Genomic DNA, 16,240 nt, shown 5'->3' on the forward strand with positions numbered 1-16,240 from the left:
ACGACCGATCCAGCTACATTTGATGCCTTCTCTGAAAGATCTATATGTAATAGATCAGGATTGTTTACTTTACCACCTTGTACCGTAAACGATACGACATGAGGATACCATTTCGATTCAGAATCAACCCAGACTCCTAGTAATTCGTATTCTCCATCTGGTACAGCAAAACCAAAGTCCCCATTTGTTTCCGTTACTGCGTTATACCAGCTATCTATTGTAGAATTATAAATACTTAAATTTATTCCTGACAGCGGATTCCCATTTTTCATTAGATTTCCTAATACATTCGGGCTGGTTGTTATTGCGCTTGCTGGTTCAGAACCTTCAACGTTCGCCTTACCTTCTTCTACTTCCGTTGATTCAGAACTTTCAACTGTAGTATTACTTTCTATTGCACTTACAGATTGAATAAAAGCTGTCGCTATTAATAAAAATACCATCAGGATTGCAACAGTTTTATTCATAATGCGAGTCCTCTTTCCCACCAACTCTCCTCCTTTTTAATATATTCATAAGATTTTAGACATAAAAACGACTTGATGACTAAAAAGGGTACATTTGGCATATTGATAAATGTCTAATTCTTAAGTACTATTATACTCTTAAAACAGGCAGAACTTACTATATAACGAACGTTTTATTTAGCTAAAATTGTATAAGATTTGACAAAAAACTCCCTATCATCAAAAATAAAAACCGGACAGATTCAACATTTACCTATATTCACAGTTCTAGGATGTAAATGAGAAACTAGAAATACCAAACTTAATTAATTATTGTTTCATCATAGTAGATATTCGTTTTTAAGAAAGTTCAAACAAAAACTCGTATATACAGATCCTTCAAACGAGTTAAGGTTTGTTGTATATATGTAGGTTGAAACTGCTTAACATAATCTTCTGATATACTTTGAATATCAGGTACTTTCCTTTGTCTAATTTGTTGTAAAAAAACCCTATCTGGGTCATTAACATCCATTCCGACTTTATGTACGAAATACACACTAGGATCTTGTAGGTACTCCTGGATTTCATTCAATAGATGCCTTCGATGCACCATTGCATGAGAGCCTGGATTACAAATTGGATTTCCTTGAATTTTGACAGCATAGGTAGCATAAATAACTTCCTCTAAAGCAGCTAGTTTAGATTTCTCTACTGCTTTCATTAATGCTCCTGTCATAGGATCATTTACGAAGTGGCTCACATATTCTCGTCGGAACACCTGACCTGGATTAAAGCTTCCATAGGGAGTTTCAATTTCAAAAAAATGCTTGAATCTCTTCGGCCACTTATATAAAAAACGCCTGCCAATGATCCAATCTGTACCTTTTTCGATTTTCTGCAAATTAACTCCCATATACAATGAATCAGCCATAGTATGGTCCAAAAACTCTGAAAATCCTGGTTTAGTCAGCAGCATATCCGAGTCCAGTGTTACCAAAAAATCATAATTGTACTTTTCATTTTCAAGCATTTTCATCACACCGTAATGAAAATTAGCCAGTTTCCCATGCTTCAAAGGCAAGCTGTATGGACAATGATCGACAGAAATATTTTCACCGAACTCCTTGTCTGTTCCACCATTAAACAACACCACCCTATTCCCAGGCGATAACACTCGCAAGCTGTCAATTAAATCCTCCAAACTTGCTAGATGGTTATGGGCTAATATTGCATAAACAATGTGACTAATGACCACTCACCACCTTTGTTGTTCCATAATCTTCAGCCAATTTTAACGTCATTTGCTCAACAGTAAAATTATAGCTAGATTGTCTGGCACGTTCTTTAAATTCGTATAGTTCTTCATTCGATAATTCGATAGCTTTTTCCATTGCTTTCGCAAGAGACGTTGAATCCTTTGAACGTACTAAATAGCCATTACCCCCATCAATTAAGGCTTCATTTATCCCCCCAACATCTGTGCTAATGACCATTACACCCGCTGATAATGCCTCTATAAGAGTATAGGGAAACCCCTCCTGTATTGAGGAAATGAGGAAAACATCATAGTTGTTTATGCAAGGTACGACGTCCTCAGGTGGGACAAACCCATACAACTTAACTGATTTTAGCTTTTTTTCCTTGATTGTTTGGCGGATGATTTCAAGCATCGGTCCCTCCCCATAAAGATCGACACTAAATTTAGGACATCTTGATTGTTCGAGATGTTCAATTGCTTGAAGAAGATACATAATGCCCTTTTCTTCTATAAAGCGGCCAAGAAAAACAAATTTTCTTATCTTTTGGTCTGGCACTACAGGTTGCACCGTAGGCATAATTTTAATACCGTTATGATTGATTGAGACTTTCTCACCTTTAATGTCATGATCCATCAGCAATTCTTTTACATGACCGGAAACAGCAATAATCCGATCGCAATGATTGACTGCATAGACAAATATTTTTTCATAGAGATATCTCATCCGTAAACGGTCCGGTATCCAACCATGAGCTGTTGCCATAACGGTTGCTTTATGAATGGCTAGTTTTGCCGCAATGATACCTATGAAAGTTGCTCGTGGACTATGAAGGTGCAGGATATCTGGTTGCGTTGTATTCAAAAGATGCATGATTTTCCATATACTTTTTAAACCACGATCCACTTCATAAATCACAGCTTTAGGGTTTGCCTTCCGGATAAAAGAAACTAATTTAGAACCTGTAGGAGCGATCACTGTTAATTTCACTTTATCGCAATCCATATGGTTTACTATATCCATAACATGCTTCTCTGCCCCACCATAGGATGAATTTAAGATAAGTAACATTACACTTTGTGTCATGTCTCACACTCCCTACCTGATTAAATTTTAGCAAACCTATCTTTCTCGTCATTAGGTAAGGCTTGTCGATTTCTTCTTAACATCTGCCATCCGACGAGAAGGATCCATAAGAGAAAAATCGGAGCAAAAGCAGCAATCTGTAGTACTAGCATTAAGCTACCTACTAAAATGGTAAATAACTGAATAACGGTCGTCTGATTACGGTCACCTATCCTAACGACGCATGAAATAATTAATGGTCCTAACAAAAATCCGAGCCAGCCAACATTGGCAATTGTTTCATCTAATATTCCCGTTGTCATACTCCATCCAACGTATTGATTTGGTATTTGCAGGAGGGCAGATGTAGCATATACTGCATATGGCCACGGTTTTCCACTCCATAATTCTCTTGGTACAAACATTATCACTGTAAACAAATAACTCTGGAAGGGATGATCAAGTATCTCCAATTTTTCAGGGGAAACTTGCGCGTAAATAGCCATCTTTGTTACATCGTCACGCCCCATATCAACCCGTAAATTTTGGTAAACTTCCTCCCAATTATTTATTTGTAGCATGTTATAACGAAACGTCTGCTGGTACAACGAAGAAAATGAAAGGAGCATTCCTGTAAAAACGATAGTAACAAGTAATAGGTTAATTGGTCGTAGTACATTCCTTTTCCATAAAGCATAGATTAAAAGCACCAGTATCAAAGCAACAATTCCCCTTTTTCCATTCAACCAAATACTGATAAATAGAAACGGAGTGCCAAAAAGAATTACGAATATGCACTCTCTCCTCTTATTTTCTATTAATAGAAGAAAGTAAGAAATTGCACTCAAAAAGGTTGCACCACTTATAAAAGCATGGTAGGCTCCGGCTTCAAGAGTTGGAAACCCCTGAACAGCCCTTCCATACTGTTCATACATAAAAGGGCTTGGAGAAAATAGTAATAAAAGAATCGGGCTCAGAAGCCCAATAATATAAATAATCATGGAAATCGGTTGTTTATTTTTTAAAGCTATACCTACCCTGTTCACCCGGGAAATAGCAGTGTAGGACCATATGACTGGTACCATAGCAATAAATATATTGTAAATAAGCGAGGTTTTAGTGTCATGGGATGCCAATATAAAACTTGTTTCATAAGTATAAACTGGAATACCAAATACAATATCCAATCCTATTGGGATAAAATAAAAAACGTAAAAGATGATCATGATAAAATTAATTGAATATCTAGAACCTTGTAGAATACTAGAAACTGCTTTAAACACCCAAAAGGTTCCCCATAAAAAAACAAGGAAATTGCACAGATTGACCATAGATTTTCCCCATTCCCTAATCTATCCAATACTCACTCCAGACCCTAATTCCTTTGCCACCGCCGTAAGCGCTTCACCAATTACTTGGTGCATGTCATAATATTTATACGATGCCAATCTGCCCCCAAATATTACATTATTCTCTTTATCAGCTAGAGCTTTATACATTTTATATAAAGAATTGTTCTTCTTATCATTGATTGGATAATAGGGATCACACCCAGGTTTCCATTCAGAAGGATATTCCTTTGTAATAACCGTTTTCTCTTGTGAGCCAAACTCAAAATGCTTATGCTCAATAATTCTTGTAAACGGGGTATCAGCATCCGTATAATTTATAACCGCATTACCTTGATAATTGTCTGTTTCCTCTAATACATTCACTTCAAAATGAAGACTTCGATACTCCAATACCCCATACTGATAATCAAAATATTGATCTATCATTCCTGTAAATACTGTTTTTTTCGCTATGGCTTGTAAATCGCGGTTGACAAAAAAATCCACATTAAGAATAATATCACTTCCAAGTAGCATTTTTTCAATGATAGGAGTATACCCACCTCCTGGTATTCCTTGAAAACGATCATTAAAATAATTATTATCAAATGTAAACCGAACGGGAATCCGTTTAATGATAAAGGCCGGCAAATCCTTTGCATCCCTACCCCACTGTTTTTCGGTGTAGCCTTTAATTAATTTTTCGTAAACATCTGTTCCAACAAGTGAAATTGCTTGTTCCTCCAAATTCTTTGGTTCCGTTATTCCAGCTTTTCGCTTTTGTTCCGCAATTTTCTCTTTAGCCTCCTGAGGGGATACAACACCCCAAAGTTGGTTAAAGGTATTCATATTAAATGGTAAATTATAGATTTCACCTTTATAATTAGCCAGTGGAGAATTAGTAAATCGATTAAACTCCACAAAACTATTTACATAATCCCAGATTTTTTTATTATTCGTGTGAAAAATATGTGCACCATATTTATGTACATTTATTCCTTCAATATTTTCTGTATAGACATTTCCACCCACATGGTCACGCTTGTCGATGATAAGGCATTTCTTCCCCTGCTTAGTTGCTTCATAGGCAAATACTGAACCAAATAAACCAGCACCAACAATTAAATAATCATACATTTTTTAAACCATCCCATCTAATCCCCCGTTTTTCTAATTCTTCCATTCGAAACCTTATTAATAATACTAAATAAAAAATCGTCCTTTATCAGCAGCAGTATTCCGAGATAGATGAAAATACCAGCTCCAACTTGGATTAAAGGAACCAATAAAGTGGCGTTATGTAGGAAATAACCCATGATAAATACTACAAGACCCATAAGAGCAGATAGGAGACCATATTTCATAAAGGATTTCATCAATTCCTTTAGTTCGATAAGTTTAAATACATAAAGGAATTGAACAAGCATCACACTTGCTTCAGCAATAAGTGTAGCAATGGCAGTACCCAAGCTTTCATATTTTTTAATTAAAAGGATGTTAACGATAATACTGACTGCTGCACCAACTGCGACGGAAATAGTTAATTTATTTTGTTGCTGGGTTGGCAATAAGATTTGGATGCCAAATAAGTTAGAAAAACCAATAAATACAATAATAGGACTCATAATAACTATTAATATGACAACCTTTTCATAACCAGGCCCAAGAAACCATGGTACGAGTGTATCGGCTACGCTAGCCATTCCCACCATCAAAGGCAAGGTTAAAAAAAGAATGAACTTCATGGAGAAATGATTATAATGCTTAATTTTCTCATGATTCCCTCTAGAAAATTCTGAAGCTATCCTTGGAAGCATGACTATTCCTAATGAAAAAATAAAACTAAGGGATAGATTTATTATTTTTAATGCTTGCTCATAAAAGCCTACTTCCTTTTCATTAACGAAGACACCTAGAAGTACTTTATCCAAAACAATATATACATGGATAATTATTTGCGATGAGAAAATAATGAACATTGGTTTTAAATGTCTAATGATATCAGTACGTTTTATTCTTGTTGGTTTTACATATTTATTAAGATGAACCCATAATACAGCTTGTCCAATAAACTGAGTTATTCCATTTATATACATATAGTTTAGTAAATCATCTGGTTGTTTTATAAAAATAAAGATTAATAGCAAAGATACTATTCGTACCGTTGCATTCCTAATTATTGTTTTCTTTAATTCTTCTAACCCTATATAGAACCATGAGATATCAATCATCGAAGCGAGCAAAATGAATAATTGAGAAATAAAGATCGATCGATAATTATCTATAGTTAAGAAGACAAACAAGAGGTAAATAATCATTACAATAAGCGAAGTTACAATTTGAATGAGATAGAGACTCCAAAATTCCCTTGATAATTTTCCTTGACCACTATCCTTAGCTGATGCTATTTGTCGATTGCCATATAGAGGTATACCAACTACGGAAAAGAGCACAAAAATTTGGACAACCGATAACGAGTAAGCATTCATCCCAATCCCTTCTGGTCCAAGTGCCCTTGATAAATACGGGATAGTGATGACCGGCAATGCTAATAACAAAAATTGATAAATGGTATTATATAAATAATTTGATATTAATTTGCTCATAAAGGTTCCCTACGTTTCGGGATCACTGCGACCATTACATTGATTACTATCCAACTTATTAATCATGTTGATATACTGTTTACTAAATGCTTCCATTGTGAAGTTCTCCTGGAATAGTTTTTTATTGTCTTTCTCCAATTTAACTTTTTCTAGACTTGATAGTCGTTTTACATCGTTAATTAGTTTGATTGCTTCATCTTTTGAATCATATAGTAAAACACCCTTTGCCTTTATTTTGCTAAAGTATTTGTTTCCTCCTGTATTACTTGCAATAATCACGTTTCCTAAGGATAATACTTCTAGCATCACAAGATCAAAATAGGTTTCTTTATTAGGCAGAATAAAAACATCCGAAGCTGAAATTAGAGAGTGTGGATCATTAGTCCATCCCACCTCAACCCACCTTTTGTGATTCAAGCCGGTAAGTGGAGCTTCATTTCCTGCAATTAAGAAATAAGTATCCTCATTTTCTGCTAATATTTCTTCACCTATTTTTTTTAGATGATCATACCCCTTCGTTTCATTGTGTCTACCAGCATATGAAACAACAAATGCATTTTCAGGTATATTATATTTTTTTAATACTTCTACTCTAGTTGATTTGGGTGAACAGGGCTTAATCCCGCTCAAGAGATATCTATATTTATTAAAATTTCGTTCTTTTATATAATTGTAGTTTTTCCAATTATTTCGATATGGCTCTTCCGCTTCTTCACAAGGAAAAACAATATAATCGGCTTTGTTAAACGCAAATTCATCAATTTCCATAATATTGCGCCATCTTTTTTTATAAATCTTCCTTTCGATATCAGTCAAAGTATCTTGAATGATCTCTAGGTGACATGGTTTTGGAGTGTGAGAGGTTAAAATAACTTTGCCTTTATATTCCTTAAGACTGTCACGAACAGCATACATAGATGGAGTACTATGAAAATGAACATAATCATAGTCATTAAGTTCAACAGCAGCTCCATGCTCAGTCTTTCCAAACAGTTTGTGAAAAAATAGATACCGTTTGATTGCTTGGTAAAATATCCTAACTGAGAAAGGCAATTTATCAAATATCATTTTCAATTTTAGGTTACTATTTTCTGTTCTCAGGAATTCCACATTTTCAACTTTCAGTTTCAATAATCCCATTTTTAAGTTTAATAAATAGCCTGCGGGTCCTCCGATCGGCTTTAAGTTTCTTTCACTCATGTATATTAATACTTTCTTGTTGGTATCCATATTCCAAGATCCCCTTTATACAGCTCATACTTCATATTTACCTCCAGCCTTTTGCGAAAAGAATAACAAGGATGGACTTTATAGCAATCTTCGTATCTAGCAACAGGGATATTTTTTCTATATAAAATAGATCCAGATTAAGCTTTTCCTTAGGGGTTAATTCGTATCCTCCATTTATTTGAGCCCATCCTGTAATTCCAGGCTTTACTCTTAACCGCTCCCTGAAATGGGGAAGTTCACTTTCAAACTCCTCAACAAAAACCATTCTTTCCGGCCTCGGACCAATTAGAGACATCTCTCCTTTAATCACATTAACTAACTGAGGAATTTCATCTAAACGATGTTTTCTCAGAAAATAACCAACCCTAGTAATACGCAAGTCGTTTTTATTGGCCAACTGTGGCCCATTTTTCTCTGCATCAATATACATCGTTCGGAACTTGATGATATTAAAAGGTTTGCCCGATTCGCCAATTCGTTCTTGAATAAAAAATACTGGTCCATTTGAATCAAATTTGATTAGAATACTTATAAGCAAAAACACAGGGCAAAGAATAACTAATGTAGCAATACTAATCAAAATATCCATTTGCTGTTTATAATAGAAATAAGAGTTTCTTTTTGTAGGAAAGGTTATTGTTTTAACATTTTCATTAATAATTTTCATATATTCACCTCTAGAACAAACACCTAAATGTTACTGGATACTGAGCATTAATGATAAATATAACGTTAAAACACTTACTACACTTAAGTTAAAAGATAAGAAAGATGACGCTTTTTTGATAAATGCTAAAATAGATAAGCTAATAAAGAACAGTGCTACTAATAACAAACTAATACTGTTGAAACCAAATGATAAAAAAACACCCATTTCAGCGGTTATATTCCCAGGATAAAAAAAATCAAATAGCTTTGATGGACCTTCAAGTGCAAATATAGTCTCAAAATCACTTGGCGGTGCTGTGTTTCCTAAAACAGAGGTTGCAGTGAATATGAATAGAACAACCAAACTTTCTGTCTTTATCCAAGGTATAGGGTTGAAAGTAATATCATTCTTCAATCTTCTTCTTATTAAAATGCTATTAATAAATGCAAAGGCAAGCAAAGGTATAATGAAAATGTGTTTTAGCAAAAGCGCTTGACCATATGTTAGTTTCCATGCATTCGTATACTCATCAAATCCTACTACTAACTTCATTAAGTATAGTCCTGTTACAAAGGTTGTCAGTACACAAAGGATTGCAATAGGAGTAAACCATTTTAGAAATTTTTCCCAATTATTATAATTAGTTGAGAGCCATCCAGCGACAAATAAAATTCCAATCCATACACATACCGCTAGAAAATGAAAAGAATGAGCTAGAAACCCAGAATAGCCTACCATGGAACTAGCATGGCTTCCCCAACAAACTGCAAATATTAAACCAACAGTAATTAAAAGACCAATGTATGAATACGATGCTTTCTTTTTAATATCAAACATGATGAGATAGATGAATATGATTAGCGAATATGCAACTGTTAGAATCCAAACTTTTCCAACCTCAAATGTAAATAAAACTGAATGAATTGTATTACTTAATCCAGTATCTTTATAAAACGCTAAAATTAATTGCAAGGGCTGCATAAATGATAAAATCACTATTCCTATAATCGAAATTAATAGAACCTTTCTTGAAACATGGATCTCTGGTCGTATCTCTTTCGGAACAAAATATAATATAAGAGTTCCGATAAGAACTGAGAAACATAGATATAGTAGAAGGTCACTAATAACTCCTAAAACCAACAATTACTTCTTCCTCCTTACTAACCACCAGAACAATCCAGCTCCAATTATTAACAAAATGAATACAATAGTTGGGATTAAATAATTTGGCATCGTTTGTTCCGATTCCTGATTAGTTTTCGGTTCTTCTACTTTTACATCTTCCTTTTGATTATCAACATTTTTCTCTATATTTTCTTCTTTTATATTGTCTGTTTGATTTTCTGTTTTATCTTCTGCTGGTGTTTCCTCAACAGGTGCATCGACTGTAAATGAAAACCCTCCATCAATTATATGTCCATCTGCACCTACTATTTTCCATACAACTTTATAACTTCCATTTTCTAATGATTGAGAGAATGAACCTTTCATTAAGTCTTCTTCAATTATAAAGCTCTCAAAGCTTACAGATTCTCCATTAGAATTCATAACTTCAAACTTACTTGTCTGTTCAATTTTTGTTTCATATACCAACGAAATTTCTTGCAATGGTTCTTTTACCACTTGACCATCACTCGGTGAAGATTCCTTTAATGCAGTATGAGCAAACACTTGATTTGAAGTAAATACAAACAGAAGAACAAATATCGTTATAACTCTCTTAATCATTTAAACAACTCCCTAAAAGTAAAACCACTCTATATTGCTTCAATAGGATGGAAGCTAAACATATTAGTAATGTATATATGAATGAGGTGGATATTTTATGATATAAAAGCACTATCCTTAAGTAGTTATTCACTACGTTACGATAATTGGAATCCTCCCTCTAAGGAGGAAATTTTCGCTTAAATGATGTCTATACTCGACCTGAGCATAGGCATTTATCTTTTCCTTCGTTCTAAATAAGACATCTCTACGCTGAGCAGTACATAATTCAATTGGAGTTCCGGCTTTAACTGAATATGGATGATTGTAATTGCCAAAGGGTGGTACCCCTAAAGCTCTCCCATCAGCGGCAATCACAACAACATCAAAAGGGAAGGTAACTTTGATCTTTGTGTACGCCGCGCAAAGGATACGTACAAGAACGTTTTGATTTGTCGTAGCATTAATAGACACCTGCATTCCTGTTACACCACTATTCAGATCTGGAGGGATTGTTATTTCAGGCTGGATGGCTACAGTGCTTCCAACCCTACCTGGAAAATTCACACCTGTTACAACAAAATAATCAGGGTTGTAATCATGAAAGGAGAAGAATCCATTTCCTCCTGGTCGCATAAAAAATTCATCGTTAACTCCTGGCTTATCCCCGTGGACAGCAAAAGTATGGCGCCCATGATCAGCCTCTTCACGCCAAGTAGAATCAATGTCATCGATTACCCATAGTGCTTCCACATCATAAGGTACGGTCATTGCATGTGGATCTCCACTTTCCAAATCGCCACCGATAAATCCGGAAAATTCAGTAAATTTACCAAGGTCTGCAGCCGTTCGTCTCGGATAACCACCTACATTTTTGCCATCAGCCGGATCATAGGCATCTGGGGGTTCAATAATCAAGAATCCGTAAAGGCCATACTCAAAATGCTGAAAAGTATTCCGATGGCAATGGTAAAAATAACTTCCAATGTGGTTTGGTTGAAACTGATACGTATAATGTCCGATCTCCATGGAGGTATGTCCAACTCCGTCATTCATTGCAGTAGGTTCAATTCCATGCCAGTGAATCGTATGAGGGGAATGCCCGTAACCATATACTGCACCATGAAAGATGACCCCTCGAGGGATACGAATCGTTGGAGCCGGAAATGTTCCATTTGCCGCTACAGGGACATCCGGATTCCCAATAAGGAAAAATTCAATCTCATTTCCATCCCACATTTGGATAGAACGAGTACGCATTAAATTTACTCTAAGTGTATTTGGATAGATCTCCTGATGGTTTTCCTCATGCTCCTCATGTTCTTCGTGTTCCTCATCTTCATCAAATAATTCATCTTCAGACCAGTATTGTGGTGGCATGGTAGCTCCAGGTACATTTTCAGCCACAAAAGCAGGTACTGGATTTGTGGGCAGGATAAGCTCAGGAGTAGGAGGCTCTTCTCTAGGCGGATTAAAGGATTTTACCCATTCACCTTCATGTCCAACAACGGAACGTCGAGGGATGTGATATTTTGGATTATCAACGGCCATATTTTTCCTCCTTTGCGGACTATTCACCTATTCATATAGTTGTTTTGAACTACTCTATTAATAATACTAAGTTATGATTATTCCAAAGTATACGAATATCAGTAGACAATTTACTACAATCAGATCAGCAAACTAATATTTAGGCACTTTCTAGCACCAAATTTTGTTGAATTTAGTCAATAATAGTCATTTTTTTCCGTATCTTTCCTATTAAACACATATAAAAATGGGCTGTTCCAAAAGTCATAAGAGTGACCTTTGAGAACAACCCAATTTTAATCCATTAATTGTTAAGTTTCATATAATGAAACCCCGACTTTAAATTTTGAGTTAAAAATCTAAAACATCTATACTATCAGGAGACTGAGGTGATGAAATGGCAAAGAATGAGGTTTCCACATTTAAAAAAGGACTTCTCGTTTTAGAATTAGTAAAACAACGTAAAGGTATTACGTTAAAAGAAGTGATGGATGAACTGGATTTAAGTAAATCGACAGCTTTTCGGATGTTAACAACCCTTGAAGAAATGGGATATGTATATAAGCTTCAAACTCAATATTTTATTCATCATAAAATGTTTTGCGAAAGTTTCGAGAAGCGTTCAGAAATGGATTGGGCTTCCTTACGCTCGATTTATCAAGTTGCAAAAGATTTGCAGATGAGCACATATATTGGAAAAGTGGACGGAACCGATCTTGTGATGACACAGGTAGTACACGCTCCATTTCAAGAGTCGACTGAAGAAGAAATTGGGAATCGTTCAAAACTACATCAATCCGCTTTGGGTAAGGTAATTTTAGCTAATTTAGATGAAGAATCACTAGCTTTCACATTGAATAAATTGTCACTTGAAAAAGCAACAAAAAATACGTTTCAAGATTCGCAACTATTCCGTTATCATTTAAAAGCTATACATGAGGATGGATATGCGTTTGATGATGAGGAACGGATTGTCGGAATCCGTTGTGTGGCTGTTCCAGTTTTTCGAAATAAGGAGGTAATTGCTGCTCTAGCAATTGCAGCGCCTGCCGAACAAATTTCTCGTAGCAATCTTAAACACATTTCTACAAAGCTACATGCAGGCAGTAAAGCCATAACAACAGAAATAGAAACCTTAGTTAATATACATTAATCCGGAGGAATTCCATGACTAGTAAATATCAAAACTTATTTCAAGATTTCACATTTAAGAGTGGTGTCCATGTAAAAAACCGTCTCATGATGGCACCAATGACAACTTTTTCTGCAGATGAAAATGACTTTGTTTCCCAAGAAGAACTTGCATATTACGGAGAGCGTGCAAATGGTGTGGGAACGATTATTACAGCCTGTGCATACGTTTCGAAAAATGGTAAAGGCTTTGAGGGGCAAATGGGGATTGATCACGATGGGACTACCCACGGTCTTTCCAAATTAGCAGATGTTATTCACTCTGGTGGAGCAAAGGGAGTTGTTCAACTTTATCATGGAGGGCGATTGGCAGTTCCAAGACTTGTTCCAAATGGAGAAACTGTAAGTGCAAGTGCTGTCTCCCCCCTTGGAGACCGTGGTTTTTATAGTGTCGAGCAAACACCTAGAGCATTAACAACTGAGGAAGTATATGAAATTATAGATGACTTTGGCGAAGCAACACGCCGTTCTATTGAAGCTGGGTTTGACGGAGTAGAATTGCACGGTGCAACAGGTTATTTACTACAACAGTTTGTTTCACCACATTCGAATCACCGAACAGATGAGTTCGAAAATCGCTATTTATTCGCAATAAAATTAATTGATAAAGTAAAGCAAGTAATCAAAGAACATGCAACAAAACCATTCTTAATTGGTTATCGTTTTTCACCTGAAGAGCCTGAAACTCCAGGTATTACCATGAAAGAAACATTTGAATTACTTGACGAATTAATTCATGCAGATATTGATTATATTCATATTGCTACAACAAATGCTTGGGCAAAGCCACGTAGAGGAATCGATAGCGAAAAATCACGTACAGAATTAATTTCAGAATATAATGGTGGACGTGTGCCTGTTATTGGTGTTGGAAACATTCATACACCGGATGAAGCAGCGCTTGTATATGAGAAAGGGCAAACAGACTTTGTCGCACTCGGACGAACACTTGTAGTTGATCCACATTGGGTAGAAAAAGTTCAAAATGATGAAGAAGAAACAATCAGATACCAACTATCAACATCTGATCAACACAAAGCCATTATTCCTACACCTTTATGGAAATTAATTTTAGAAATCGAAGGATGGTTTCCGGTAGTACGATAGGGACTTAAGGGACAGGTTCGTTGTCCCAGATTATAAGCGTAAGTGGGTCACGGTACCTGTCCCCGTGACCCACTTATTTTTCTTTTTGTTTTTTACTTATATTTCTTAATAAATAGATTATCCCTGCTATCGAAAGGATTGTTAAGACGAGCTTTCCTTCTGTTGTCCAGTTGGTTACTTGGTTCACTGAATATGCTTCAATTAGTAGTGATGGAATCTTTCCGATTGAGCTTGCAAATATGAAAACGATTAACGACACTTCACCTATTGCGGAGGTAAAGGTCACTAAACCAGACGGTACAAAAGGTAATAATCGTAAAGAAAGGATTAGAAAAAAGGCATCCTTCCCATTTGTGTCAAGGAGTTTTGATATCTGTGGATATTTATCCAGCTTTTGTCCCACATACCTTTTAAAACCCTTTCGGTATAGCCAAAAAGAGACTATGGCACCTATTGTTTCTCCTAAGTAAGAAATGAGGGTTCCCTCCCAAAAACCAAAGACTAGTAGGTTGGCAGCTGTAATAAAAACACTGGGAATAAAGCCAAAAATGCTGATTACTATATTAACCAGCAAACTGACTATAACTGCGAATTCTTTATAGTTAACCAGAACCTCCACTAGCCAATCTTGCATACTCTTCCTCCGCGTACATGGGCCACATCTTGATATACAAGACGAACCTTTATTTATCTAAAGCTATCATTTAGTTCACATTATAAATTCGATCGTTTTGGCAGTTCTTTCAGCTGTAGATCCCCCCATAGTTTGCTCAACAAGATATAGTGCCATATTAATTCCTGAAGTAACTCCACCAGAGGATATGATGTTACCATCCTGTACTACTTTTCTGTCGGATAAAACTTCAATCTCAGGATATTTTTCTTGTAACAATTTCAATGCTAAATGATGGGTGGTTGCCTTCTTTCCATCTAACAAGCCAGTTTCACCTAATATGTATGATCCGGTGCAAACTGAGCATATATAATCAATGCTTTTACGAGTAATAATCCAATCTATGATTTTCTGGTTTTTAGCTATTGACTGTACTGCTCTTAAAGGTCCACCAGGAACTATTAGAATATCTAATTCTGGACTACTATCAATGCTAAAGTCAGGTTTTACTTTTATGCCTGAATGAGTAGTAATTTCCATTCCTGTTTCCGAAAGCGTATATACTTCGAATGGTCTTGTTGGTAGTAAATGCTTTTTGTAAAGGGATAATGCTTGTTCGGCTTTGTTATTAGCTGTTAATGATAAAACTTCAGCAGGACCAGCAAAATCTAAAATATCCACAAAGTCAAACAGTAATATACCAACCTTTCGCTTTTTCATTTTCTTATCCCCTTTATCTGAAACTATTTTTCTAATAGTTTCATTTTTAATCCCTTGAACGGAACCATTTGAAGGTGATTTAGAAAATTTATATAACTGACTCTTTTATGTTTTCTAAACCATAACGTGTTACAAATTTGGAAAATTGTTCTCTTTTCTTGCCTTGTTCTGCATAGATATTTATTATTTTCTCAACAACTTCATAAAGTTGTTCTGGGGTTAGCTGCTCCATTAATAAAGTACCTGTTCTAGCATCTTTTCCTTTTGCTTTACCACCAATATATAAATCATATCCGTCTCTTACTTTGATTACACCGATATCATTAACTAAAGGTTCACCACAACCAACTGGACATCCTGTATAGGCTGGGCGAAGTGTAAATGGAGCTGGTTTTCCCGCTATTCGCTTATTTAGTTCTATGGCCACAGGCATCCCTTCTTCTTCCGCGCCTTTACAAAAATTGCAGGTTCTTAAGCTTTTTACAAAATTCCCTACTGGGTAACAGGACAATCCGACTTCCTTAAATTTTTCTTTAACGAATTCGATTTCACTCTCTAATACATCAATGTATAGTTGTTGGAAAGTTGTTAACTCCAGTTCATCACCATCATTCATGTACTCAGCAATGACAACCAGTTGTTTCGCATTTAATTTTGCTCCGAATGATATTCCGCCGTTCACAGCCAATTTGACCTTTTTTTCTTTTTGATCCATCCTCATTCTCACATCCTAAAATCTATTTCCCGAAATATTTTCAAGTATGAATACTCTAGAGTAAACCT

Annotated in this window: 16 protein-coding genes; 2 read left to right on the top strand and 14 right to left on the bottom strand. The window is 35.6% G+C overall.

Annotated features, from left to right (window positions below):
* The 11 genes from V7097_RS04325 to V7097_RS04375 all read right to left on the bottom strand — a co-directional run.
* The coding region (locus V7097_RS04325) for a hypothetical protein (RefSeq protein WP_335702368.1) at positions 1-488 on the bottom strand (488 nt) is incomplete at its 3' end.
* Positions 489-816: 328 nt separating this feature from the next.
* The gene (locus tag V7097_RS04330; protein WP_335702369.1) at positions 817-1,704 is read right to left on the bottom strand and encodes a hypothetical protein; all 888 of its coding nucleotides are present in this window, start codon (positions 1,702-1,704) and stop codon (positions 817-819) included.
* Complete coding sequence (locus V7097_RS04335; protein ID WP_335702370.1) at positions 1,694-2,791, bottom strand: glycosyltransferase; 1,098 nt, start codon at positions 2,789-2,791, stop codon at positions 1,694-1,696. The genes V7097_RS04330 and V7097_RS04335 overlap by 11 nt, the downstream gene beginning before the upstream one ends.
* A gap of 20 nt (positions 2,792-2,811) precedes the next feature.
* A complete protein-coding gene (locus V7097_RS04340; protein ID WP_335702371.1) occupies positions 2,812-4,053 on the bottom strand; it encodes a hypothetical protein in 1,242 nt (413 codons plus the stop codon).
* Positions 4,054-4,122: 69 nt separating this feature from the next.
* A complete protein-coding gene (glf, locus tag V7097_RS04345; protein WP_335702372.1) occupies positions 4,123-5,238 on the bottom strand; it encodes a UDP-galactopyranose mutase in 1,116 nt (371 codons plus the stop codon).
* A 17-nt stretch (positions 5,239-5,255) separates the two neighbouring features.
* Positions 5,256-6,647, bottom strand: coding sequence for an oligosaccharide flippase family protein (locus V7097_RS04350; RefSeq protein ID WP_438824195.1), 1,392 nt, complete (start codon positions 6,645-6,647; stop codon positions 5,256-5,258).
* Positions 6,648-6,716: 69 nt separating this feature from the next.
* A complete protein-coding gene (locus tag V7097_RS04355; protein ID WP_335702374.1) occupies positions 6,717-7,937 on the bottom strand; it encodes a glycosyltransferase family 4 protein in 1,221 nt (406 codons plus the stop codon).
* 37 nt (positions 7,938-7,974) lie between these two features.
* A complete protein-coding gene (locus tag V7097_RS04360) occupies positions 7,975-8,604 on the bottom strand; it encodes a sugar transferase (RefSeq protein WP_335702375.1) in 630 nt (209 codons plus the stop codon).
* A 30-nt stretch (positions 8,605-8,634) separates the two neighbouring features.
* Positions 8,635-9,732, bottom strand: coding sequence for a copper resistance D family protein (locus tag V7097_RS04365; protein WP_335702376.1), 1,098 nt, complete (start codon positions 9,730-9,732; stop codon positions 8,635-8,637).
* Entirely contained in the window at positions 9,733-10,317 is a 585-nt protein-coding gene (locus tag V7097_RS04370; RefSeq protein WP_335702377.1) for a copper resistance CopC family protein, read from the bottom strand. It lies immediately after the preceding gene.
* 132 nt (positions 10,318-10,449) lie between these two features.
* Positions 10,450-11,847, bottom strand: a complete 1,398-nt coding sequence (locus tag V7097_RS04375) for a multicopper oxidase domain-containing protein (RefSeq protein ID WP_335702378.1) — start codon at positions 11,845-11,847, stop codon at positions 10,450-10,452.
* 376 nt (positions 11,848-12,223) lie between these two features.
* Here V7097_RS04375 and V7097_RS04380 point away from each other — a divergent pair, with 376 nt between their 5' ends.
* Positions 12,224-12,979, top strand: coding sequence for an IclR family transcriptional regulator (locus tag V7097_RS04380; RefSeq protein ID WP_335702379.1), 756 nt, complete (start codon positions 12,224-12,226; stop codon positions 12,977-12,979).
* A 14-nt stretch (positions 12,980-12,993) separates the two neighbouring features.
* Positions 12,994-14,124, top strand: a complete 1,131-nt coding sequence (locus V7097_RS04385) for an NADH-dependent flavin oxidoreductase (RefSeq protein ID WP_335702380.1) — start codon at positions 12,994-12,996, stop codon at positions 14,122-14,124.
* Between the two features lie 73 nt (positions 14,125-14,197).
* Here V7097_RS04385 and V7097_RS04390 read toward each other — a convergent pair whose 3' ends face one another.
* From V7097_RS04390 to V7097_RS04400, 3 genes are all read right to left on the bottom strand, one after another.
* Positions 14,198-14,758, bottom strand: a complete 561-nt coding sequence (locus V7097_RS04390) for a TVP38/TMEM64 family protein (RefSeq protein ID WP_335702381.1) — start codon at positions 14,756-14,758, stop codon at positions 14,198-14,200.
* Between the two features lie 75 nt (positions 14,759-14,833).
* On the bottom strand, positions 14,834-15,457 hold the full coding sequence (locus V7097_RS04395) for a DJ-1/PfpI family protein (protein WP_335702382.1): 624 nt from the start codon (positions 15,455-15,457) through the stop codon (positions 14,834-14,836).
* An 88-nt stretch (positions 15,458-15,545) separates the two neighbouring features.
* The gene (locus tag V7097_RS04400) at positions 15,546-16,172 is read right to left on the bottom strand and encodes a nitrite reductase (protein ID WP_335702383.1); all 627 of its coding nucleotides are present in this window, start codon (positions 16,170-16,172) and stop codon (positions 15,546-15,548) included.
* Between the last annotated feature and the right edge of the window lie 68 nt (positions 16,173-16,240).

The organism is Bacillus sp. JJ1562, from assembly GCF_036962705.1.
Taxonomy (GTDB): Bacteria; Bacillota; Bacilli; order Bacillales; family Bacillaceae_L; genus Ferdinandcohnia.

What these genes read in the sequence shown, in the direction of transcription:
- V7097_RS04400 (WP_335702383.1), bottom strand. Translation starts at nt 16,172, where the DNA reads ATGGATCAAAAAGAAAAAAAGGTCAAATTGGCTGTGAACGGCGGAATA.
- V7097_RS04335 (WP_335702370.1), bottom strand. Translation starts at nt 2,791, where the DNA reads ATGACACAAAGTGTAATGTTACTTATCTTAAATTCATCCTATGGTGGG.
- V7097_RS04380 (WP_335702379.1), top strand. Translation starts at nt 12,224, where the DNA reads ATGGCAAAGAATGAGGTTTCCACATTTAAAAAAGGACTTCTCGTTTTA.
- glf (WP_335702372.1), bottom strand. Translation starts at nt 5,238, where the DNA reads ATGTATGATTATTTAATTGTTGGTGCTGGTTTATTTGGTTCAGTATTT.
- V7097_RS04385 (WP_335702380.1), top strand. Translation starts at nt 12,994, where the DNA reads ATGACTAGTAAATATCAAAACTTATTTCAAGATTTCACATTTAAGAGT.
- V7097_RS04375 (WP_335702378.1), bottom strand. Translation starts at nt 11,847, where the DNA reads ATGGCCGTTGATAATCCAAAATATCACATCCCTCGACGTTCCGTTGTT.
- V7097_RS04395 (WP_335702382.1), bottom strand. Translation starts at nt 15,457, where the DNA reads ATGAAAAAGCGAAAGGTTGGTATATTACTGTTTGACTTTGTGGATATT.
- V7097_RS04370 (WP_335702377.1), bottom strand. Translation starts at nt 10,317, where the DNA reads ATGATTAAGAGAGTTATAACGATATTTGTTCTTCTGTTTGTATTTACT.
- V7097_RS04355 (WP_335702374.1), bottom strand. Translation starts at nt 7,937, where the DNA reads ATGGATACCAACAAGAAAGTATTAATATACATGAGTGAAAGAAACTTA.
- V7097_RS04360 (WP_335702375.1), bottom strand. Translation starts at nt 8,604, where the DNA reads ATGAAAATTATTAATGAAAATGTTAAAACAATAACCTTTCCTACAAAA.
- V7097_RS04390 (WP_335702381.1), bottom strand. Translation starts at nt 14,758, where the DNA reads ATGCAAGATTGGCTAGTGGAGGTTCTGGTTAACTATAAAGAATTCGCA.